The organism is Herpetosiphon geysericola (genome assembly GCF_001306135.1).
Lineage (GTDB): Bacteria > Chloroflexota > Chloroflexia > Chloroflexales > Herpetosiphonaceae > Herpetosiphon > Herpetosiphon geysericola.
The window spans coordinates 1-22,647 of record NZ_LGKP01000025.1 but is presented as its reverse complement, the minus strand read 5'-3'; the positions used below and the strand labels follow the sequence as shown (position 1 = coordinate 22,647).

Genomic DNA, 22,647 nt, shown 5'->3' with positions numbered 1-22,647 from the left:
TCTACCACCGCACTGCCGAAACCTTAGTTTGTCAGAGCCGCAGCAATTGTTGATTCAATTTCGTGAATATCAAAGGGTTTGGTGAGATAGCGCCAGCAGCCCGCTTGGAGCGCCCGATCGCGGTCGTGGTTATGTGCCCGGGCGCTCACGCCAGCTACCCGCAGTTGGTTATGCTGAGGATGCTTACCCAAGTGGCGCAAAAATTCAAAGCCATCCATCTCGGGCATCATCATATCGAGCAAAATGAGGTTTGGAAGTTTGGATTGATCTAAAAGCCAATTAAGCGCTTCCCGCCCATTGGTGGTTTCCACAATCTCGCAATCGGCATAATCCTCGAGAATTTCGCGCAAAATATCGCGGTTGTATGGATCGTCTTCGACCAGCAGAAAAACTGGTTTGTTCATGGAGTATCCGATTCCTTCAACGGGGCAAACCGTTGGACTTCAGCAACCAGCTTACGCATACTGAGGGTATGTTTCGTCTGAATGGCTTGCGCAGCTTGGCGCAATTGGCGAATTTCATCGTTGGTTAAGTCGCGTGCTGTCACAATAATCACCGGAATATTGCGCGTTTCAGGATTGGCACGCAGTCGTTCGAGTAGTTGAAAACCATCAACCACAGGCATCATCAGATCAAGCAAAATCAGTTGGGGATAATTGCCCTGTTGAATCAGATCAAGCGCCGCAGCGCCATCATACGAAGCTTGGGTCAGATAGCCATGCTCCTGCAAAGTTGCACACAGCAATTCGGCCATATCATAATCATCATCAACAACCAGAATAAAGCCCGATTGGGTTTGCACCCCAAGCAACTGACGAATAATCCGAATCAGAATGTTGCTATCGATTGGCTTGACAACATAGGTAGAAACCCCAACCCCTGGTAGTTCATTGTATAACGAAGCGTCACTTGCGATCAAGACGGGAACTTGGGCTAAATGGTCAATTTCGCGCAACGCTGCCAGCGTTTCCCAGCTGTCGCTATTGGGCATCACCAAATCGAGGGTAATTGCCGCTGGTGAATGCTGTTTGGCCCAGGCCAAAGCACTATGGCGATCGGCAGCAACAATCACCTCGAAACCAGCAGAATTTAATTGTTCTTCAAGTTGCAGTGCTAAATGTTGATCGTTTTCGATGACCAAAATTGTGCGCCGCACGCCTTGGTTGAGCCGCGCCAGCTGCGTGCCACGGCTGGCTGGCAGCATAATTGTAAAGCTGCTGCCTTGATTTTCGCCAGCGCTGGAGGCCCATGTGCGACCACCATGCAACTCGACCAATTGCTGAACAATGGATAAACCTAAGCCTGTGCCACCAAAGCGGCGCGTCGAGCCACCTTCGACTTGATAAAAACGATCCCACAGTTTGAGCAGGGCTTCGGTAGGCACGCCAACCCCGTTATCGTTGACCTGAATCAGCACATATTGGCCAGCCAACATCGGCGGCACTTCGGTATCTAAGGCTTGGGTCAACCATTCAACTTGGCCTTGTTCGTTGATATTCAAGGCCGCTGAAGCCAAGGTAATTGTGCCGTGCTCCGGCGTAAATTTAATTGCATTGCTCAAAAGGTTGGTCACTGCTTGACCAATCCGCTCAGGATCGATCATCAGCAAGGGCAAATCATCGCTCAATTGCAAAATCAGAGTTTGATTTTTCTCACGAATCATCGTTTGCAACATGGACACTTGCTCTTCCAACAGGCTATTGATGAGCGTCGTTTGGCGTTGCAACTCAATTCGGCCAGCATCAAGTTTGGCAATATCCAACAGGTCATTGACCAAACTCAGCAAACGCTGGCCGCCGGTGCGAATGCCATCAATTTTGGTGGTATGCCATGGCGTGAGCACTTCGGTGCGGCGTTTGAGCAACAGCTCGCTATAGCCCAAGATTGCGGTCAGCGGCGTGCGCAACTCGTGGCTCATGTTGGCGACCAATTCCTCTTTAAGCCGATCAAGCTCTTTGCGGGCGGTCAAATCGCGGGCGACCAGCACAATCCCCTCGATGATGCCATCGCCAGAACGCAATGGCGAGACGCTGACCTCGTGAATAATCGGCACGCCATCGGCGCGCGCCAAGGCAACCTCAATATCGCGTACAGTTGTGCCAGCCAAGGCTTGCTGCACCGGATGTTCATCGAAGCCAAGCACATTGCCCTTGGCGGTGCGCCAAACCAAGTTCGTCGAAAGAAAATCGAAGTGACGACCAGCAAAGAATTGCAAGCCAGCCTCGTTAATCCTAGTTTGATGACCATGGCTATCGTAGGCAACCACAATATCGTCGATGCTGTCGAAACTGGTTTGTAACTCATTAGCTTGTTGCTTGAGCAAATAAAACAGTTGAATATTTTCGAGCCATGCTGCTAAGCGATCAGCCACTTGACGCACAAACAAGGTTTGGTCGTGGTCGAGCAAGCGTTCGGGCGAATCAGAGGCCGCCGAAATCATGCCAACGACTTCATCTTGAATTTTAATCGGCACTGCAAGATACGAATACAGCGTAAACGGCTCTAAATGTTCGCGCACTTCGCTGGTGAGATAGTTGGGATGGCGTTGCTCAACTGGCACATTGAAAAGCTCGACCACCTGGGCACGTTGCATAAAGAGTGGCGAGTAGAGGCCATTATCAATTCGAAACTGAACGCTTTGTACCATTTGGTCGATGTAGGCTTGGCGACTTGGCAATGAATGATACGAGGCCATGACATCAAGAAACTCTTCGCGTGGCGGCTGAAAACGCAGGGCAATGCTACACCACGTATTCAAAACATTACCCACCGTTTGGGCCACAAATGTATAAGCTTCAGCGGGAGTCGGATTAGTCACCAAATAATCGCTAATTTCGCGCAACACCCGCGACTCGTTGATCCGCACGCCCAAAATACTGTTAATAATTGATAATTGATTGGTATTGAAACTCAACTCATGATTACTTTGCAGCAATTGGCTGCCTTTATCCTCAATCTCATGAATTAAGTGCTGTTGGGTACGCCAAAACCGCAGCGTCACAAGCATCGAGACCACAATCAAAGCCGAAAGCAAGCCAATCGAGGCGAATTTGATCCAGTTGTAGGTATCGATTTGGGCGCGATAGCCATCGGAGCGTTCGCGCAACTGGGTGCGTAACGTATTGGTTGTATCAATTACCGCTTCGATTTGTGGGCGGCCTTGCTCAAGAGTCAATTCGGCCAAAAGCAGGTCTTGCTTGGCTACCGAATCAAGCACTGGTTGATAGGTATTGTTCAGCCATTCGCGAATTTGCTGCACAACCTGCGGCAAACTGGGATCGGGCGGGTTGAGCGCTAGAACGTCTAAACCCTCGGCCACAATCGCGTGCTGTTTTTGAATCTCGTCGTAGAAAATAGCCGAGCCGGTAGTGGTATAACCGCGCAAGTTGTTATGGAGCGCCAACAAGGCGATATGGACATCGTTTAAACGCACCCGATAGCTCAGCAAAGCTGCATCACGAGCGCTCAGACGGTTCATGCCAAACGTCAAAAGCGTTGATGCAATCAGCAATACAACGACCAAGACCGCTTGGATACTCATTAACCACACAAAGCGTGAGCGCTGTTGAGCTGAGCTATACGGGGTTGCAATCACGAGTTATCGTCCTTTCCACACAGGTGGGCGTTTTTGCAAAAAGGCCTGAAAGCCTTCAAAGCCATCCTCGCTATTAAAAATTTCTCGCTGGAATTCAGCTTCACGGCGTAGCGCATCGGCAAAGCTTTGATCATTTTGGGCCGCCAGCATCGCCTGTTTGCCTCTGGTTAACGCCAAAGGAGCTTGTGCTGCAATCGTTGCAGCATAAGCTTGCACATCGTTGGCAAAATTTGCTTCATCAAAGACCGCATTGGCCATACCCCAAGCCAAGGCCCGTTCGGCCTCAACCATCGCCCCAGTCAACATGAGTTCCATGGCGCGACCAAGCCCAATTAACCGTGGCAAACTATAGGTTCCGCCACCATCGGGAATTAAGCCAACTTTGATAAAGATTTCTGAGAAGCGGCCACGACTTGATACCAAGCGCAAATCGCAGGCCAAGGCCAAATCCGAGCCAATGCCTGCGGCAACCCCATCGACAGCGGCAATGACTGGCCACGACGATTGGCGAATGCTCAACAAGGTTGGGCCATACGATTCGGTCAACACCCGATATACATCATTTGGCGTGCCACCAGATTGTAAGGCCGCCATAATATCGGCCCCTGATGAAAATGCGCCACCAGCGCCAGCAATCACAATACAACGAGTGCCATCATGTTCGCAAGCCTCAATCGCTGCCCGCAGCGCGTCCATGGTTGGTTGGTCGACAGCATTGCGGACTGCTGGGCGATTCAGCGTGAGGGTCGTTACATTATCGGCTTTGCTAATCAGAAGCGTGTCAGTCATTGACGATCTTCCTTTGTGCTAAAGAACGGTGGTGCCAGCGAGGGACGGCTGTAGTTTGGCCTAATCATAGGCCATCTTACGCAGAGCGTCAACGCAACCAGCCACCACAAAAAATGGCGATTCCGTTATAATACTCGGTTGGTACTCAGTTTTGGCTGAACCACCCGATTGCTTCTAGCTTGGAGTTGCCATGACACGCGCATTACTGGCATTGGAAGATGGACGCACCTTCTGGGGGCGGGCTGTCGGCGCACGCGGCGAACGTGCAGGTGAAGTTGTGTTCAATACCAGCATGACTGGCTACGCTGAAATTTTAACCGATCCGTCGTATCGCGGTCAGTTAGTAACCTTAACGGCCTCGCATATTGGCAATTATGGCATTGATCAGCTTGATCTTGAGGCAGCCACGCCTTGGGCTGAAGCGCTGATCGTGCGGTCTTTTACCGAGCGTCCTTCCAATTGGCGTTCCAGCGAATCGCTCAGCGAGCTGCTAGCACGGCGCGGTGTTATGGCTGTGGCTGATCTCGATACGCGGGCTTTGACGCGGCATATTCGGGCGGCAGGCGCAATGCGCGCTGTGCTCTCAACCGAAGACCTTGATCCAGCAAGTTTGGTCGCCAAAGCGCAAGCTATCCCAGTAATGGAAGGCCGCGATTTGGCCAGCGATGTTGGCACCCAAACAAGCTACGAGTGGCACGAAGGCACGCCAACCGATTTCACCACCTTGCAACTGGCGCTGCCTGAAGAAATCCATAACCGCCATGTCGTGGTTTACGATTTTGGTGTCAAACGCAACACCCTGCGCCGCTTGGTCGACTTTGGCTGTAAAGTGACGGTTGTGCCAAATCGTACCTCTGCAGAAGAAAGCTTAGCATTAAAGCCCGATGGCGTGTTGATTTCCAATGGCCCAGGCGACCCAGCCACCTTGGATTATGCAGTGGATACGATTCGCAGTCTGATTGGCCAAGTGCCCGTGTTTGGCATTTGCTTGGGCCACCAATTGATTGGTCAAGCGCTTGGTGGCACAACCTTCAAGCTGCCATTTGGGCATCACGCAGGCAATCACCCAGTGTTCGATACGAGCACAGGCAAGGTACGCATCACGGCCCAAAATCATGGCTTTGCGCTCGATCCTGCCAGCTTACCCAATGATGTTCAGGTGACCGAAGTCAGCGGCAATGATCAAACCTGCGAAGGCTTGCAACACCAGAGCTTGCCTGTTTTTAGCGTGCAATATCACCCTGAAGCTGGGCCTGGCCCGCACGATGGCGATGAGCACTTCCGGCGCTTTATCGCGCTTGTTGATCAACAACGTAACTAAAAAACTATCAGCTTAACGCCAACCTCGCGCTGATTGTAGCTGATCAGCGCGGTTTATTTTTAATTCGTGCTTGAAACTGAACCTTTTGGCCCAGCCCTCAGTATAGTTGAGCAAGCATGCATGAGGGAAAGCTCCGATGAATTCATCTGTTATGACAGAATTTCAGCAATTGCACAGCGAAACACTCGAATCATTGCATAGTCGTTATCACGCAATGGTGCTCCGAACTGCCTATTTAATTTTGGCAGATTGGGGTCATGCTGAAGATGTCGCCCAAGAGGTCTGGATGCGGGTTAATCGGGCTTTGGTGCGCTTTGACCCTGAACGAGGAGCATGGTCAACCTGGCTGCACCATATCACGGTAAATTGTTGTTTAAGCACCCGCAAACGGCTAAGCCGCTGGCTGGGCGAACAATTGCGACCTGAGACAGAACAACCGCAAGCGACGACCCTTGATAATTTGTTACGCAGCGAGGAGGAGCAAGTTATCTGGAACGCCATTAGCAACTTATCCTTGAAATTGCGCAGCGTCATTGTGTTGCGCTACTTTCACGACCTAAGTTACGAACAAATTGCAGCCATTTTAGAATGCCCAATTGGCACAGTGCGGTCGCGTTTACACACTGCCCATACCCAACTACGCAACCACTTGGAGGATGTATGAACCATGATCTAGCGGCAGTGCTTGATTATCTTGATCAGCGGTTTGGCACAAGCGATCGCCAAGCCTTTGAACAACGCCTTGATCAAGAGCCACAACTGCGCGAATTACTTGAAAAAACCAAAACCATGCAACGTAATCTCCGCTCGATCTTTGGCCAGAGCGAGCGTTTGGCTACGCCAAGCCATAACATCAAGCGTCTAACTACATTAAGCACCTACAAACATACGCTCAACGCCTTGTTGATTGTCGTCGTGTTATTGGGCGGCATGTATTTGGCCAAACGTACCAACGTTTCTCCACCGCTCAATCACGATGTGCTTGCTTTAGCTATGGCCGATCACGCACCAGATACGCCAGAGCAGCAATTACTGTTGATTAAAGGCGTAGATCACGAGCAAAATCATTTTGTGCGCGCCATGCATGCTGATCAGCAAATGTGGCAAGCAAATAATGTCGAGGCATTAATTATCGCCGAGAATGGCGATCGCGTTGAGCTGAGCAGGCAGCAATCACACTATCTGCTTAGCCGTAAAAGCAGCGACGAACAACCAATTTGGCAACAATCGCTGCCATATGCACCAGATTCAAGCACAATTCTTGGCTTGTATGCTAGTCCCGATCACGCTGAACTATATCTCACCGCCTATGCTCCAAGCCAACCAGATCAACCAAGCAGTAGCGATCAAAGTTTCAATATCATTCCAAAACAGCAACTTAGCTCAGAGCAGGAACCATTAGCCTATGCTGTCCCCATCGAAAGCAATCCCGATCCGATCTTACCAAATTCGGTCGCAGGCGCCAGTGGTGCAATAATCATCAGTCCAATAACTGGTACAGTCGATTTACGCCAAATCGAAAATCCGCAACCAGCGGCGGGCCAAAGCCCAGATATAGCCCCAATGAGTAAACAATACCTCGTTATTGACGCCAGCAGCGGCGCGATAAAACCAGCAACTCCTGAATGCCCATGTCGTTATCTTGAGAGCAATCGCAGCTTGTATCGTTACGATCAAGAATTACCGTTTAGCGAGTATCTCGATTACGCAATCTCCCCAACCAACCCCAATCTGCTCACGCTTTTAACTGCTGATCAACAGGTGCTGACCTATGACCTTGAGCAGCGCACAACCCTCAATTCAACCAAGCTGGAAGTGGAGCAACAACTCAACCAAAATCTGTACCGCTCAATGCAATTTGGGATGCTTGGTCTCGGTAGTTCGGCTAAACCAAGCCTTGTCACAATGACCGATGTTCAGATAAGTGGCAATCAACAAACAATCATCATTCGTGATAGCGATGTATATAGCACAACCTTCTATGCCTTCGATCGCCAGAGCGGCAAGCAACTATGGCAAAACTCGCTCTTGAAGCCAATTAATAGCTTTACCACCAATTGGGATGGCTCAACGGTGTATGCAATCGCTGCCAGCCAAAGTCGATTCCAAGGCCATAGCACACTTTATACAATCAACGCAACCGATATAAAATTGACCAACTATGAACAGCAACAGCTAGAGGAAATTCACATGATCTACGATTTTTGAAGACCCGCTGCTTGATATGAGCAGCGGGTCTTGCATCGTTGCTTAGTTTTTCATCACCAGCGGCGTATGAACGTAGTAGAAACTAGCGTCACTTGGCACAGTGGCGCTAGCATCAACCCCATTATGCTCAGCTTCGCGATTGTTAACGTTATCGATGGCGCGGCTGCGAAAATCGTAGCGATGATCGGGCTGGCCAATAAAAACTGGCGAGCTATTGGCTGGCACAACAGTCCAAATAGTCCATTCGCCATCAGCTTGCTCGCGCACGCTTATTTCAATTTGGCGCACACCGCTGCCAACGTCATTGCTATTTAAATTTAGCCGAATTACGCCCGTTGGCTCAACGGTGGCACTACTTACGGTTGAGCTAGGCGGGCTAGCATCAACTTGCCAACTCAGGCTGCGGGTGGCTTCCAAATTGCCAGCAGCATCACGGGCGGCATATTCCAAGGTGAAGTTGCCACCGCCAGGCGTAAAGGTCAGCATACTGCCTGCATCTTCTTCCCAAGCGCTGCCATTCCAGCGCCAACGAATGCTAGCAACGCCCGAACCACCATGATCATCAGCAACGATGGTCATTTGGGCATTTGGGGCAAAATAGTTGCCATAGCGAGTGGCTCCAGCTCCGATATTAACCGGAATTGGGCTGAAATCGTTACTCCCAGGCGTTTGCCAATCGTAACTCAGCACTGCTTGCGAGGTACGCTCAAAATATTTGAAGCCTAGCTGATGCTCGCCAGCGCTCAGCCAACGCTCGCCAATCACCTCGCGCTCAGGGTGTAAGCCATGAGCCTCGGCGACCAATTCCTCATCAATCCAGAGCCAAGCGCCATCATCCGAGGTTAGGCGAAAGCGATAGTTGCCAGTAACCGGAGCAACAAAACTCCTAGTTTGGCGCACGATAAAGCGATCATTTTGGCCAAACAAGCCACCATCGCCTAAATCTAAACGCGTGCCGCTCCAACCAAAACTGCCCAACAAAGCGCCTTCAGGAATCGAAAGTGGGTTGGCGGTGCGGGCCAGAAAATCATCGGGAATCGCGCCCAACTCATAGACCAAGGCCTGCGGTTGCCAATCGTTATAAATCAACGATTGTGGTGCGTCATTTTCAGGATTGATCGTGATGGTTTGGCTGGCTTGGTTTTGGCTAAAGTAACGCACATATTCTTGCACCAACCCAGCACGCAAGGTTACTTGGCGCGGGCTAGTGGTGTGATTGCGAAAACGGACATAGCCAACCAAATCGCGAGCCTCGCCTGGCGCAAGATCGCCGCCAATGCTCCAGCGCCATGGATAGCCGCCAGTATCGCCGGCACAGGCCAAGGTCAGGCCATCGCCGCCCAGCACCAGCCGAAAACGACCAGATTCTTTGGGATAGCTTGGGTAGCCGTTGTTGCCATTGCCAAGGAAACATTCGCCCTCATCGTAGGTGTAGCCAGTTGTGCTATCGCTAGGGCTGCCAGCGTCGGGCGCTTGGGTTTCCAGCGTCACATTGCCAGTGTTGCGCACCCGAAAGGTGACTTTGAGTAACTCGCCGCCAGCCAAGGTTGTGCGATCATAATTGACTGATTCAAGCGCAACATCGACTTGGGTATCTTGCTTGACCCAGCGCACAGTATCGAAAATGACCTTGCGCTCAGCGCTCAACGGCTCGTTGGTCAAATCGGTTAAGTGGACTTCGACAGGCACTCCAGAAAGTGCCAATGGACTCGTCGTAATTTCAATCCACTCGGTGGTGGTATCTTGGCTCAACACCCGTTCGCCAATTTGGACCCCATTTTGCCAAACCGTGTAGCGCGCGCTTTGGGTCGCATTCAGCGCACCACAATTTTGCGGCACATGGGCAAAAATTCGATAATTGCCAGCAACAATATTCTGATTGCGCCAGCGCCCTCTATTGCTGCTTTCCAGCGGGTCGTTCGTCGAATAGGTGTAGAAAATATGCCCACCATCGCCACAAGCAGCTTCGTACCATTGAGCAGCCGAGCGCGTAAAGCTCGATTCCAAATCATCGATCGTCATATCGCCGTTATCGGGCGTACTGCTCAAGCGCGATTGCACCCGCGAACGAATGGTTGGCAATAAACCAAACAAATTATCGCCAGGACAGGACGTATAGCCCACTGGATTATTGGCCACATCGCGATGGCCTCCAATATTCGGGGTAATCGAGCCAGGATTTCCACAATAGCGGGAAATATCGCACCCATAATAATAGGCTCGACCAAGCGGATCAATGCCGCGTTGTTCAGCTTTCCAAGCCAATAACTCAACCAAGCTATTTTGGGCGTTGCTGGTTGGCGGCACGCTGGCATAGGTGCCAACCATTGAAACGCCCATCGAACCATAATTGCCAGTATCGTGAAAGGCGACTGCATTATCGCCGCCAGCGCGGCCTTCGAAAATCGTGCCATCTGGCGCAATCAGGTAGTTGTAGCCAATATCGCCCCAACCACGGGTAAAGGTATGAAACGACCAAATTGCGCGAATCCGATCGCCCCACCAGCCTTCGCTGCCGCCCAAGCTATTGGCATCGGCGGTATGGTGCACAACCAAATGGGTTACTGGATAGTAGGCTGGAGCCACGCGGCTGCCTTGACCGTCGGGGCTGCCCCAACCAGTGCGGCTTACCACAGGCGGCTTAGCGACATCGGTTGAGCGTTCGGCATTGGCCTGTGGCTCAGTTGGGGTTAGTGCGCCAACATCAACCGTGCTCACCCGCAGTTCACGCAGGATTGGCAAACTGCCATCGGGCGCAGGCCCAAATTCAATTTTAGCTTGCCACCATGTTGCCAAGCCAACAAACATCGGCGAACCCCAATGCATATCGGCTGCATCGCGTTCATCCAAAAAATCATGCGATTCTTCAATCAGCGCCCAGCGCGACCAATTGCTGCCATCGCTCGAAACCCGCATGGAAATCTGCAAGGTCGAAGAAAGCGGCTCATCGGCGCGCCATGAAGCCAGCAAATCGCTAAATTGATTGACCTCTTGCGGCACCGTAATCAACATACCGCCAGCAGGCTCTGGCTGAATACCCTCGGGCGTGACCCGCGTGCGCTGACCATTACCGCGACCTAAGGCACTTGTATCAAGCACAACTTCAACTGGCTCGAATGAACTCGAACGGCGTTCGCCAGTTTGAGCCGAAGCCGCCACCACAAACAAGGCCGCAATAATGGCCACAGGCCAAGCCAACCACCGCAATGGCTGACGAATGCTTCGCACTTGCGCAACCAACCAAAATGCTACTTGTTTCATCGCAACCCCCAGAACTAGGTTAAATCGTAGCCGTTGCTACACACAGTAGCACGAGCCTGACAGCAAAAGCAGGCTTTTAAATGACAATCGGATGACAGACCGTAGAACAAAGAGCATCGAACATAGAACATAGGGGAATTATGAAGAATGAAAGTCAGAAATCAGAAATCAAAAGGTAGAAGCGAGGTCAGGGCCAGCGATCAGCAAATGAGCCGATAGCCCATAGCCTATCGCCTCAACCTTCGTGTTCTTCGCGCTCTTCGCGGTTTCAGCCCCTTCGTGTGCTTCGTGGATCAGCATTTAACGCAGAGGCGCAGAGGAATCATAGCTATGGGCTATCGGCTATCGGCTGAAAAAACATAATCTCAATAATCTGTGGCTTTAAAAAATTCTTCGTGCTCTTCGCTCTCTTCGCGGTTTCAGCCCCTTCGTGTGCTTCGTGGATCAAAAAAGAGGATCAGGCCATGACAGCCCAATCCCCAACAACCAATCCTCAATCCCTCCAATTTCGCTATTGCTGAATTTCAGCCTCGCGTTCAACCGCTGCTTCACGGGCCATAAACTCATTAATCGTGCGTTCGAGCTTCTTGGCCGAGAAAGGCTTGGCAATCATCGGCGTGCCAATTTGACGCATTGCGGTCAGCGTCGCCGGACTCATCGTATCGCCTGTGATGAAGATAAAATGCTTGGCCAAATCTGGCGATTTTTGCTGCAAGGCTCGATACAGCTGGAAGCCGTTCATGCCAGGCATTTTGACATCGCTCAGAATCAAATCGAACTGAGCTTGATCGACTGCTTGCAAGGCGGCCTCGCCGCTAGCCACAACCATCGGCTGATGGCCCAAATCGCGCACCAAGCGTTGAATGACCTGCGCTACGCCTTCTTCATCGTCAACGACCAAAATCTTGTAGGCTTGGTCGGGCTTGACGGTGGTTTCACGATCATCATCGTTCAGCAATTCAGGATTCTCGCCCTCGACCACTGGCAAGGCCAAATGGAAGGTTGTGCCTTCGTTGGCTACGCTATCGACCCAAATATTGCCACCATGATCATGCAAAATGTTGTAGCAGATCGATAACCCAAGCCCTGTACCCTTGCCAACTGGCTTGGTGGTAAAAAATGGATCGAAGATCCGGCCAACCAAGTGCTGAGGAATGCCAGGCCCTGTATCGCCAATGTTGATCCGAATTTCATCGTCAACCCGCTCGGTTTTGACGGTTAGGAAGCCGCCGCTACCTTTTTCGGCCATCGCTTGGTGGGCATTGCCAATCAGGTTGAGAAAAACCTGTTGCAATTGGTATGGGTCGGCCACCGTATTCGGGAGATTTGGCTCGAACTGACGTTGCACTTTGATGTTATCAACCCGCAAGTGATAGCTATGCAAGCTCAGCGTGTCGTCGATAACCTTATTCACATCAACGGCAACTCGCTGCGGCTGGTGCTCACGTGCAAAGGTCAATAGGTTGGTCACAATTCGCGCTGCGCGCTCAGCTTGGTTATTGATGTAATTGAGGTCAGTCCGCGCATCATCATCCAAATCTTTGCGGCGCAGCAGTAGTTCAGCAAAACCTTTGATGCTAGTCATCGGATTGTTCAACTCGTGGGCAACCCCAGCCACCAATTGGCCAATCGCTGAGAGCTTTTCGGCCTGTAATAGTTGCAATTCCAAGCGGCGGCGGTCGGTTACATCCCGCGCAATACAGTGTAAGCCAATCACCTGATCGCCACGCTGCATCAGTTGGGCGCTAACTTCAATATGCAAATCTTCGCCATTGGCGCGGCGCAAGGTTAATGGAAACGCCCCACCATCACCAGCAGCTTTGGCCAATTGACGTTGCAATTGATGTTCAATCGCTGCTTGATCGTCGGGCACGCAGAGCGAAATCAGCGTGCGTCGCATCAATTCGGGCAAGGCCATGCCCAATAATTTCACCCCTTGCCGATTGATCGAGGCAATTCGTAGCTGTGGATCAAGCGTAAAGATCATATCGTTGGCGTTATCGAACAATTCGCGGTAGCGTTGCTCAGAATCGCGGGTAGATTTAAACAGGCGTGAATTTTCAATCGCAATCGCTGCATAATCGGCAATTGCTGAAAGCAAATATTGGTCATTTTCGCTAAATGTGCGTTGCTGCACCCGATTATCAACCGCCAACACGCCAATTGCGTGGCGGCCAACAATGAGTGGCACTTGCAGCATGGCCTGCACTAAAAGGCCAGTGCGCATCTTTAAATCTTGGTGCTGCGAGCGATCGAGGCGAATTGGCTTGACGGTGCGAATAACCTGGCCCGCCACATTATCATCCATCTTGACCCGAAAGCGCTGCACGCGCTCCTCGCCAAGATTTTTGGCCGCCCGCAGATACAACTCGTCGCCATCGCGCAGTAGCAAATAGCCCTCTTCGGCGTGCGTCAGATAGACCCCAGCATCGACGATTCGTTCGAGCAATTCTTCAAGATCGAGCAGCGAAGTGACCGATTTGCCGACGCTTGAGAGAATCGTTAACTCCTGCAAGCGTTGTTGTAAAGTGCGGGTTAGCACCTCTTTTTCGCGCTGCAAACGGCGTTCGCGCAAGGCGCGCTCAATTGCTGCGCCTGCTTCTGAAGCCTCAAACGGCTTGATCAAATAATTTTTGGCACCAAGTCGAAAGGCCTCGACAGCGGTTTGCTCGGTACCATGGGCGGTCATCAAAATCACCGGAATATCGTAGCCAAGTTCGCCCATTTGGCGAAGCACATCAAGCCCCGACGTATCAGGAAGTTGGAGATCAAGCAAAATCAGGTCGGGCTGGCGTTGTTTCAAAAAAGCCAGACCTTCCCAGCCTGTGGGTACGACGCGCGAACGATAGCCATAGTATGGCAGCACCGTCTCAGCCAAAAAATCGGCTATCTGACGGCTATCGTCGATGATGAGGATTTCTTCCATGGGACATCCTTCGCGTGTGGTTGCGTGTTGCATGGGCAGATTGATGGACTCATAGCTATTCTAACGAGTCGCATCGCTCTACGCAATAGGGTTAACCGCAATCTAAGGCCTTAATCGTTATTTTCTGCTTGGCGCAAAGCCAAAATCGCCAACGAGGCTTGCTAGTGCGCCTTCTGCGTCGATTTTACCTGTTTTAATGCTGTGGTCAATCTGCACCACGCGTTCGTGGAGCAACCGCAGCTCGGTTGGGCTAAAGTTGCGCGCTTGTTCTGCTGCTTTGCGCGCAACAAACGGCTTTTGGCCCAAGAGCTTGGCCAACTCATCGGGCGCAACCTTGCCTGCACTCTGGGCGGCCAACATCAAGCGCGCCTGACGGGCGATCATGGTCAAAATATACAGCGGCGCAGCATCATCGGCCAATAAGCCATTCAGGCCTTGCACCGCCGCCGCACCACGGCGCGCACACAGCGCATCGATAAAGTTAAATAAATTGGTTTCGGTTTCGTCGGCCACCAGCAAATCAACTTCGTGCACGCCAATAGTGCCTGGTTCGCCAACATAGGCAGCGAGTTTAGCAATTTCGTTGTGCAGCATCCAGCCGTCGCTGCCCACATAATCAACCAAATGTTGGGCTGCATCTGGGCGCAGTTGCACGCCATTGGCTTGAGCTTCTTGCTGCATCCAGCCAATCAGCGCATTGCCTTCACGTAATTTAAATTCACGTAGCTCTGCTTGTTTGCTTTTGGCCAAGTTCTGAATATCCTTGACCACGCTCAAACGACTATCAGGCGCATCGCTTTCGTTCAGCACCAAGTCGGTTGTATTAGGCAAACGTTGGACCAAGGCTTTAAGGCCATCACGCACGTCAGCAGATTTAGCGTTCTTCAGCAGATCATGCACAATCACCAAGCGGCGATCATGGAACACGGGATAGGCTTCGCAGGCAGTACGCACATCGTTGAGTTTGGCAGATTTGCCATGGAGAACCACCACATTGAATGCAGCGGCATCAGGTGGGAAGGCCGCCTTCAGCGCGTTAATCGTCGCTTGGCGGGTATAATCGTCGGGGCCAAAAAAGAGATATAACATAAAAGAAAACACCCTTCAATCAGCCGTGAGCGGGGTAGTTTTGAACCTGCTTTCGCAGGTGGGTGCCAGCCCTTGAGTCGTGCAACACCAGCCGCACTAGTCGCGGAACCCAGCTCCCCTTCATAAAGTGTTGGCTCAAAACTAATTCCCACCGCACGTACAGCGAAGGGTGCGCCTTATTGTACTATAGCCTACTGAGATCTGCAAAAATAGCTGTACTCTAACCCTAACCTATGCTTAGCCAATTTCGTTGCTACTCGGCGGGTACAAATCGCGCAAGCCTTGGGCAGTTGCCCGCATCATATCAATGAGCTCTGGCGGCTCTAGCACACGGCAATTGTCTAAGTAGCGCAAGAGAATTTGGCGGGTTTGCCAAAGATTATGCACCGTGGCTGTTACCAACGCCGAGCCATCAGGCCGATAGTCAATCTCGGTATTATCGAACCAGTGAGCGACCTTTTTATTGCGAGCCACAACATCGCGCAGCTCATATTTTACCGTCCATGTTGGGCGTTTGGGCAAGGCTGGCGGCAACACACGCGGCAAAATCGTCAAGCTATTTTTGCTGATATAGTCAATCCGATAATCAACATAGCGGCCAATGCGCTCGGCCATCTGTTGTGGGCCTTCGAAGCAATAGCCCAACAAATAGGCATGGCCATCACGAGTAAAAATATTAACTGGCCCAACCCGATGATTCTCCTCGCCTTCACGCTGACTTGAGCTATAGCGAAAGCGAATTTCGCGGCGTTGGGCCAGCGCTTTACGCAAACTACGCATAATTTGGGCATCGTGGTCGTAGGGAGCAACGGGGCCAGCTTGGTATAAAATTGGCTCACCAGCATTCAAGGCCCCGCGCCGCTCGATCGGCAAAAAATCGATAATCCGCTCGACCAAACGCCGCACCTGTTGATGGTCGGGCAAGCTGCTATTGGCAGGATAACTGGCATCGAGAAAGCGCAAGGCGGCAATTTCATCATTTGATAAATTGAGCAAGGCCAAATCGCCAACGCTGACCAAGCGATAGCCCACCGAAGCGGTATACTCGATCACACAGCCGAAAACCTCGCGCAAGGCCCGCAAATCGTGGCGCAGTGCTTCGCGAGCAGCCTTAGGATAGGCTTCGAGCATCTGGCTATTAACTTCATCGATCAAAGCATCGCTCGTTTTAGGGCCACTCCCCAAACAACGCAGCAATAACATCTGGCGCTGAACCTTCATCACCGATGAACGCTTGATCCCGCGTGCTTGTCGTTTTGTATTCACGGTTTCCTCACTATTCCAAAAGAGGCCCTTTTAACACAATGTAGGGTGGAATATGGGGCACATATGGGACTACAAACAACCTAGGTAAGCGCAACGATAGCCACTCGTGGATGCAACGATTGCGGCTCGTCAACAGCTTGCACTGAATGTGGTAGCATAGCACGTATCGACCAAAGACCAAGGCAATGTTTGTACCATTCGTTCTTTTTGCCTAGGAGGATGCATGAATTACTATCAGGATGTGTTCCCATGGGAAGTAGTGGTCGCAAGCTCGATTCTTTTAGCTTCGATGGCACTCTTCTCAACAGTTCGTTGGATTTTTCGGCCACAACCTAAAATGTTCCCAGGCAAACGGATCGTCCTGTTTGTGGTTTGTCTTGGCTTGGTGTTTTATGCCTTCCGTTTTGTGCCAAACTTTCGCGATAAATTTGAACGTGGGCTAACCACCAATCGCGCTGCAACCAGCGATACCCCGCTTATTCCTGAACTCATGACTCCACGCTTCAGCCAAGATCAAAAGACGCTCTATGAAGCAGGAATTCGGGCGATTCAAGCCCAACGTGGTTGGACAATTACGAATCGTTCCGATAGCCAAATGTCGCTCAAAGTCGATATTGATGTGATGTTTGGAATCTTCACCGATGAGTTAACTGTGGCCTTTAACGATGAAGGCGGGCAAACTCGCGTGGATATCCAATCGGCATCCAAGGTTGGCGGTGCAGATCTTGGGGCAAATCGGCGGCATATTCGCCAATTGGTGCATGCACTTGAGGAAGATTTAGGCACACCAAGTCAGTAAGCATTTCGAGCCAACAAGGGTAGTCGTAGAGGCTACCCTTGTTGAATTTAGCGCAATTACCACAATTCGCTGCGTAAACCAAGCACAGCGCCCAACTCACGCAGGGTGCTGGCGGCGAGATCAGCGTCGTCAATTTCACCATTGATGCTGGCTTCGGCCAACGTTATCAATGCTTGCAAACATGCTGGTGTTTGAAAATCGGCATCAAGTGCTGCGATTGCCTCATTGCGCAACTCTTCAGCATGAAGTGCGCCACCAGCTACGCCACTATTAACCGCCAGCTTAAAGCGCTCAACGGTGCGCTCGCCCCAGGCTACATCGTCATCGCTATACTCAAATTGATCGCGATAATAATATTTGAGCAAGCCCAGCCGAATCGCATCGGCGCTGTAGTGTTCGAGGGTTTTGCTGGCCAACACCAAATTGCCCAGCGATTTACTCATCTTCTCGCCTTCGTAAAAAACCATACCAATATGCGACCAAGCTTCAACATGCGGGCTTTGGCCAGTAAAATTCTCTGCTTGGGCTAATTCACAGGCATGATGCGGAAATTGCAAATCGCTGCCGCCACCATGAATATTAATGTGTGGCCCAAGGTACTCCAGCACCATAGCAGTGCATTCAATATGCCAACCTGGCCGACCGCGACCCCATGGGCTATCCCACCATGGCTCGCCAGGCTTGGTTGCTTGCCACAAAACAAAATCCAATGGGTCACGCTTGTGGGGATCATCGGGAAAATTGCCGCGCTGGTTGGCAATCTCCAGCATAGTGGCATAATCGCTATGCGCCAAACTGCCAAAATCAGGGTCGGCATGCACATTGAAATAAACATTGCCTTGATTTTCGTAGGCCACGCCCCGCTCAATCAAGCCGCTGGTCACTTCGATAATTTTAGCGATTGCATCGGTAGCTTTGACATAGTGATTGGGCATACGCACATTCAGCGAATCCATATCACGTAAGAAACGCTCTGTTTCTTGGCGGCCCAGCTCATCCCATGTCAGGCCAAGTTCGGCACTTTTGCGCAAAATATCGTCATCAATATCAGTCACATTTTGCACATAGATCACTGGCAAGCCTTGCCATTCCAAATAGCGCCGAATTGTATCATAAACCACATAGGTGCGAGCATGACCCATATGTGTAGTATCGTAGGGAGTCACGCCACACACATACATGCGCACAAAGCCATCGATTGGCTCCATGGCAACCGGGGTTTGGCGCAGGGTATCATAAAGCAACACGCCTAGGCCTCCCCTTGCTCGTCGAGGGTTTGATCGATGGCATCATCACGCTCAATCCGTAACCCATCTTCATATGAGCCAGCCCGATCCTCTACATCGCCCGATTCAGCAATTTCAGGATTGGTATATTTGCCATCTTGGAAGCCACTATCGTAGCCAGCCTGGCCTTCAAAGCCTTGATCATCATCACGTTTGGGTGGTTGTTCAGTCATGATTGATCCTCTAACACAAAAGAGTTCTGTAGTACTGTACCTCAAAAATGGCTAAAATAGCATCAGAGCCTAATTAATATTGCAACAATCGATTGAGACTTGTATCATAGCGCCCATGCAAGCATCACAACCTTTAATTATCGCCATTGTTGGCGCAACTGCGGTTGGCAAAACCGCTTTTTCACTTGATTTAGCCCAAGCCTTGAACGGCGAAATCGTCTCAGTCGATTCGCGCTTAGTCTATCGTGGTATGGATTTGGGCACAGCCAAACCAACGCCTGCAGAACAAGCGCTAGTCAAACATCATTTAATCGATGTGGTCAAACCAGATCAGGATTATAGCTTAGCGACCTACCAAGCAGCCGCCTATGCAGCGATTGCGAGCATTGTTCAGCGGGCCAAACTGCCAATTCTGGTTGGCGGCACTGGCCAATATATGGCAGCCTTATTAGAGGGCTGGAGCATTCCTGAGGTTGCACCCAATTACGAATTGCGCGCACGCTATGAGCAACAGGCAGCGCTCGAAGGCCATGCAGCGCTGCATCAACAACTACAAGCGATTGATCCCGAGGCTGCGGCGACGATTGATGCCACCAATGTGCGGCGGGTTATTCGGGCGCTCGAAGTTTTCGCAGTAACAGGGCAGCAAATTAGCCAGCTGCAACGTCGCCAGCCGCCAGCTTATCGCATCCTCACGCTCGATTTGGAGCGACCCCGCGACGAACTCTATGCACGGATCGATCAACGAGTTGAGATCATGGTTCAGCAAGGGCTGATTGCTGAGGTTTGGGGTTTAATTCGTCAAGGGTATGGCTGGGAACTGCCAGCGATGTCGGGGTTGGGCTATGCAGAATTTCGGCCATTGTGGCAGGGCCAACAGAGTGCCACTGCCTGCATCAGCCAACTCAAATTCAATACCCATCGCTTTGCGCGCAAACAAGGCGCATGGTTTCGGCGCTTGCCCAATCGGGTTAGCCTCGACGCTCGGCATCCTAATCTATTGCAACAGGTGCAGATGTTGCTTGCTGCAATGCCTGCGCCCGAAGCAATACATATTGATCATTAGCCTGTTGCAAAAACTGCTCAGGATCGCCAGGCACGCTATAACCAAGCCGCCCAAAGAGCGCATACGCCAATTGGGTTGCAATCCGTAAGCGTCGATCAGGCGCTAAGGTGCCGCGGCGCAGCAAAAAATTTTGAACCAAATCCATATCGACTGGGCGCAAGGCTGTAATATTTGGCAGCGTTGCGCCACTATCTTTTAATGCACTCGCAACTTTATCGTCGCGCGTCGATTGCAACAGCATCTCAAGCGTAACTCGTTGGCGATCGCGCACCACAAAGGTACTTGCAGCTAAGTCGCCCAAACGGCGCGTGCGTTTATCGATCAACATGGACAATACGCCAATTGCGTAATAGGCTGGCACAAAATCAATCAAACGGAGCAAATTACGAATCAAGCTACCATTGAAAGTAAGTGGCTTACCAGCATCTTGCACCACCCGAATACCCAAAAGCCGCTTGCCTGGGGTTTGACCATTCCAAAAGCGTTCAAAGGCGATATAATAAATCACGACCGTAAAGATAGAGAACAGAAAGAAAATTTGGATGGCTATCGGATTAACGAACATGATCATACTCAGATCGCCGATATATAAACGAAAGGCAATAAAGAGAATAATTGAGAAGAGGGCAGTATCGATTAATGCAGCCACGAAGCGCACCCCGATTCCAGCCACATCATACCCAAATTCAATACTTTCCGGCGTATCAATAATATAGCGATCGTTCATCCGATTATCAATCATCTCTATCTCCAAACAATATAATCAGTAGAGGAGTTGCTTTATGGTAGCAGAAGATTTTATCAATGCCAAACATCATGCTTGGGAGCGATTAACCCAGCTAACCAGCCGTGCTCAGAGTAATATTATTGCCATGAATGCTAGCGAATTGCAAGAGCTAGGCCGCTTATATCGCCAAGCAACTTCCGACTTGGCCCAAGCACGGCGCGATTTTCCTGGCCATCCGCTGACAATCTATTTAAACGATCTGGTTGCGCGGGGCCATAGTAGCATTTATCGTGAGCGCAGTTCGCCAATAACTGGGATAAAAAACTACTTTTTATATCAACTACCGCAAGCGTTTCGCGAGCTACTGCCGTTTACTGGGATCGCATTTCTGGCGTTTTTTCTACCAGCGCTTGTTGCCTGGATCATCAGCTATCAAGATCCAGCGCGGGGTGTAGCGCTTGCCCCAGAATTTCAGCCAGTCATTGAAGATATTCAAGCCAAGACTGAATGGTGGCGCAACTTAAACAATAATAACGCTCAAGGTGCAGCCATGATTCTCTCAAATAATATTTTTGTTGCATTTCAAGCCTTTGTTGGTGGCTTATCACTAGGAATTTTGACCCTCTATGCCATGTACTACAATGGCTTAATGCTTGGCATTATTTCTGGTGCAGCGCAAAATATGGGCTTTTCAGAAAACCTTTGGGGCTTTATTTCCGCCCATGGGCCAGTCGAATTAAGCATCATTTTTCTGGCTGGGGGTGCTGGCTTACAACTTGCTTGGGCAATCTTACGGCCAGGTATGGTTTCGCGGCGGGCTGCTTTAGCAATGGCTGCCCAACGGGCCTTCAGAGTTTCTGGCGCAATCGTGATGTTTCTCATTCTAGCGGGCTTGATTGAAGGGTTTATCTCACCCCAATATCTCCCATTGTGGTTTAAGATTGCAGTTGGTATTATCAGTGCTGGTAGCATGTATGCCTATCTTTTATTAGCTGGACGCAACGTCCAAAAACAAGAATCTGCTGAAACAAGCGCCTTGAAGCTTGAAATCCCAGCACTCTAGAGGATCATGATGAAACGACGAGATCAAGTAGCAGTTGGTTTGATATTGGCAGCTTTAGTTGGCTGTGGCACGCCTGTTGCGAGTCGCCCAACGCCAAAACCAATTGTTAATCTAACCGCAGCTCCAACTATCGATTTAGATGCAACCCGTGAAGCCTATAAAAATGAATTACAGCCAACTGCCCAACCATTGGGCTTATATATTGTGCGCGACGGCGATACGCTCGAATCGATAGCCTTAGCGTTCAACACCAGCGTAGAAGAAATTTCAGCAACTAATAAGCTCGAAGATATTAATGTTATTTCAATTGGCCAAGCGTTGATTATTCCATCGCTGATTAGCGGCACCAATAATCTGACAATCACGATGCCATTAAATCAGTCTAAAGACCTAACTCCAACACCTTGACAATCATTTTCTGCGTGCTATACTTCGTACATAACCTTTATTGATACCTACCGCAAGGGATAAAGGAGGTGATGCTAATGAGTGATAGTAGTCATTGTAGCATCACGGGGGGACTTCTCTAGTCCTATCGTGAAGCAAAAAGACGAAAGCAAACCACCAGTTCGATGAACTGGTGGTTTTGCATTTTAGGCTGCTTGCCTATTAGCACGATTACAATTAATAGTTGTCTGGATTAAGCGCAGTGCGGGCAAAGCATTCATGAGGTAACAAGTCGATTTGATCCAAGCGAAAAAATATAGAGACACAAAAATGCGCTAGCTGTTTGAAACAGCTAGCGCATTTGTTTGGATGGTACGCATCCCCCTACGTTCCCACAGCGGGTGCTGCAGTAGCCTCGGTGTGTGTCGCGTTCACGGCCTGGTTCGGGATGGAGCAGCGTGGGGCACAACCACCTCGACACGTACCAATGGTAAACCTAACAACAGATAAGCTTGACAACTATAGTTTTGAAAATTGCAGTTTATAAATTACAGATTTCATTCTTGCCGACGCGCGGCAACCGATGATCGCTTGGCTTTCTGCGGGTGTCTGCTCTACCGTTCACACGGCCTCCACAGCACCCCAGTTGTCCGCCTCGTCTCGACGGTGCCTCTCATACATTCCTGTACAC

17 protein-coding genes and 1 other RNA gene are annotated in these 22,647 nt (G+C 50.6%); 7 read left to right on the top strand and 11 right to left on the bottom strand.

All coding sequences use genetic code 11. From position 1 onward, the window contains the following. Positions 1-23: 23 nt before the first annotated feature. Genes SE18_RS15735 through SE18_RS15725 form a run of 3 tightly spaced genes read right to left on the bottom strand, consistent with a single transcriptional unit; the run spans position 24 to position 4,384 of the window. Positions 24-404 (bottom strand): response regulator, encoded by a 381-nt coding sequence (locus SE18_RS15735; RefSeq protein ID WP_054535427.1) that lies wholly within the window; start codon positions 402-404, stop codon positions 24-26. Further along, entirely contained in the window at positions 401-3,595 is a 3,195-nt protein-coding gene (locus SE18_RS15730; protein WP_054535426.1) for a response regulator, read from the bottom strand. Before SE18_RS15730 ends, SE18_RS15735 begins: the two co-directional genes overlap by 4 nt. Before the next feature lie 3 nt (positions 3,596-3,598). Beyond that, the gene (locus tag SE18_RS15725) at positions 3,599-4,384 is read right to left on the bottom strand and encodes an enoyl-CoA hydratase/isomerase family protein (protein ID WP_054535425.1); all 786 of its coding nucleotides are present in this window, start codon (positions 4,382-4,384) and stop codon (positions 3,599-3,601) included. Between the two features lie 190 nt (positions 4,385-4,574). On the opposite strand from SE18_RS15725, the gene carA reads away from it, so the two are divergent. The 3 genes from carA (at position 4,575) to SE18_RS15710 (ending at position 7,913) form a co-directional block, all read left to right on the top strand. Further along, positions 4,575-5,705 (top strand): glutamine-hydrolyzing carbamoyl-phosphate synthase small subunit, encoded by a 1,131-nt coding sequence (carA, locus tag SE18_RS15720; protein WP_054535424.1) that lies wholly within the window; start codon positions 4,575-4,577, stop codon positions 5,703-5,705. Positions 5,706-5,841: 136 nt separating this feature from the next. After that, positions 5,842-6,369: an RNA polymerase sigma factor gene (locus SE18_RS15715; RefSeq protein ID WP_054535423.1), complete on the top strand. Its 528-nt coding sequence runs from the start codon at positions 5,842-5,844 to the stop codon at positions 6,367-6,369. Further along, the gene (locus SE18_RS15710) at positions 6,366-7,913 is read left to right on the top strand and encodes a hypothetical protein (RefSeq protein WP_054535422.1); all 1,548 of its coding nucleotides are present in this window, start codon (positions 6,366-6,368) and stop codon (positions 7,911-7,913) included. The genes SE18_RS15715 and SE18_RS15710 overlap by 4 nt, the downstream gene beginning before the upstream one ends. A 42-nt stretch (positions 7,914-7,955) precedes the next feature. On the opposite strand, the gene SE18_RS15705 is transcribed toward SE18_RS15710, so the two are convergent. From SE18_RS15705 to SE18_RS15690, 5 genes are all read right to left on the bottom strand, one after another. Then, a complete protein-coding gene (locus SE18_RS15705; RefSeq protein WP_054535421.1) occupies positions 7,956-11,174 on the bottom strand; it encodes an N-acetylmuramoyl-L-alanine amidase in 3,219 nt (1,072 codons plus the stop codon). 511 nt (positions 11,175-11,685) lie between these two features. Next, entirely contained in the window at positions 11,686-14,100 is a 2,415-nt protein-coding gene (locus tag SE18_RS15700) for a hybrid sensor histidine kinase/response regulator (protein ID WP_054535420.1), read from the bottom strand. 117 nt (positions 14,101-14,217) lie between these two features. Further along, positions 14,218-15,189 carry a DNA polymerase III subunit delta gene (holA, locus tag SE18_RS15695; protein ID WP_054535419.1) on the bottom strand — a complete coding sequence of 324 codons (972 nt, stop codon included), beginning with the start codon at positions 15,187-15,189 and terminating at the stop codon, positions 14,218-14,220. Positions 15,190-15,195: 6 nt separating this feature from the next. Beyond that, a non-coding RNA gene (gene ssrS, locus SE18_RS26815) (6S RNA) lies at positions 15,196-15,363 on the bottom strand. A 63-nt stretch (positions 15,364-15,426) separates the two neighbouring features. Beyond that, positions 15,427-16,455 (bottom strand): helix-turn-helix transcriptional regulator, encoded by a 1,029-nt coding sequence (locus SE18_RS15690; RefSeq protein ID WP_083469940.1) that lies wholly within the window; start codon positions 16,453-16,455, stop codon positions 15,427-15,429. A gap of 223 nt (positions 16,456-16,678) precedes the next feature. On the opposite strand from SE18_RS15690, the gene SE18_RS15685 reads away from it, so the two are divergent. Further along, positions 16,679-17,254 (top strand): DUF1499 domain-containing protein, encoded by a 576-nt coding sequence (locus tag SE18_RS15685; protein WP_054535417.1) that lies wholly within the window; start codon positions 16,679-16,681, stop codon positions 17,252-17,254. Positions 17,255-17,310: 56 nt separating this feature from the next. Here the strand turns inward: SE18_RS15685 and cysS are convergent, their stop codons facing one another. Both cysS and SE18_RS15675 read right to left on the bottom strand, forming a co-directional pair. After that, entirely contained in the window at positions 17,311-18,501 is a 1,191-nt protein-coding gene (cysS, locus tag SE18_RS15680) for a cysteine--tRNA ligase (RefSeq protein ID WP_054535416.1), read from the bottom strand. A 2-nt stretch (positions 18,502-18,503) separates the two neighbouring features. Next, a complete protein-coding gene (locus SE18_RS15675) occupies positions 18,504-18,713 on the bottom strand; it encodes a hypothetical protein (RefSeq protein WP_054535415.1) in 210 nt (69 codons plus the stop codon). Positions 18,714-18,828: 115 nt separating this feature from the next. Here SE18_RS15675 and miaA point away from each other — a divergent pair, with 115 nt between their 5' ends. Further along, the gene (miaA, locus tag SE18_RS15670; protein ID WP_054535414.1) at positions 18,829-19,779 is read left to right on the top strand and encodes a tRNA (adenosine(37)-N6)-dimethylallyltransferase MiaA; all 951 of its coding nucleotides are present in this window, start codon (positions 18,829-18,831) and stop codon (positions 19,777-19,779) included. On the opposite strand, the gene SE18_RS15665 is transcribed toward miaA, so the two are convergent. After that, on the bottom strand, positions 19,706-20,521 hold the full coding sequence (locus SE18_RS15665) for an RDD family protein (RefSeq protein WP_054535413.1): 816 nt from the start codon (positions 20,519-20,521) through the stop codon (positions 19,706-19,708). The genes miaA and SE18_RS15665 overlap by 74 nt on opposite strands. Before the next feature lie 40 nt (positions 20,522-20,561). Here SE18_RS15665 and SE18_RS15660 point away from each other — a divergent pair, with 40 nt between their 5' ends. Continuing rightward, a complete protein-coding gene (locus SE18_RS15660; RefSeq protein ID WP_054535412.1) occupies positions 20,562-21,569 on the top strand; it encodes a stage II sporulation protein M in 1,008 nt (335 codons plus the stop codon). Between the two features lie 9 nt (positions 21,570-21,578). Then, positions 21,579-21,977, top strand: a complete 399-nt coding sequence (locus SE18_RS15655; protein ID WP_054535411.1) for a LysM peptidoglycan-binding domain-containing protein — start codon at positions 21,579-21,581, stop codon at positions 21,975-21,977. Positions 21,978-22,647: the final 670 nt, after the last annotated feature.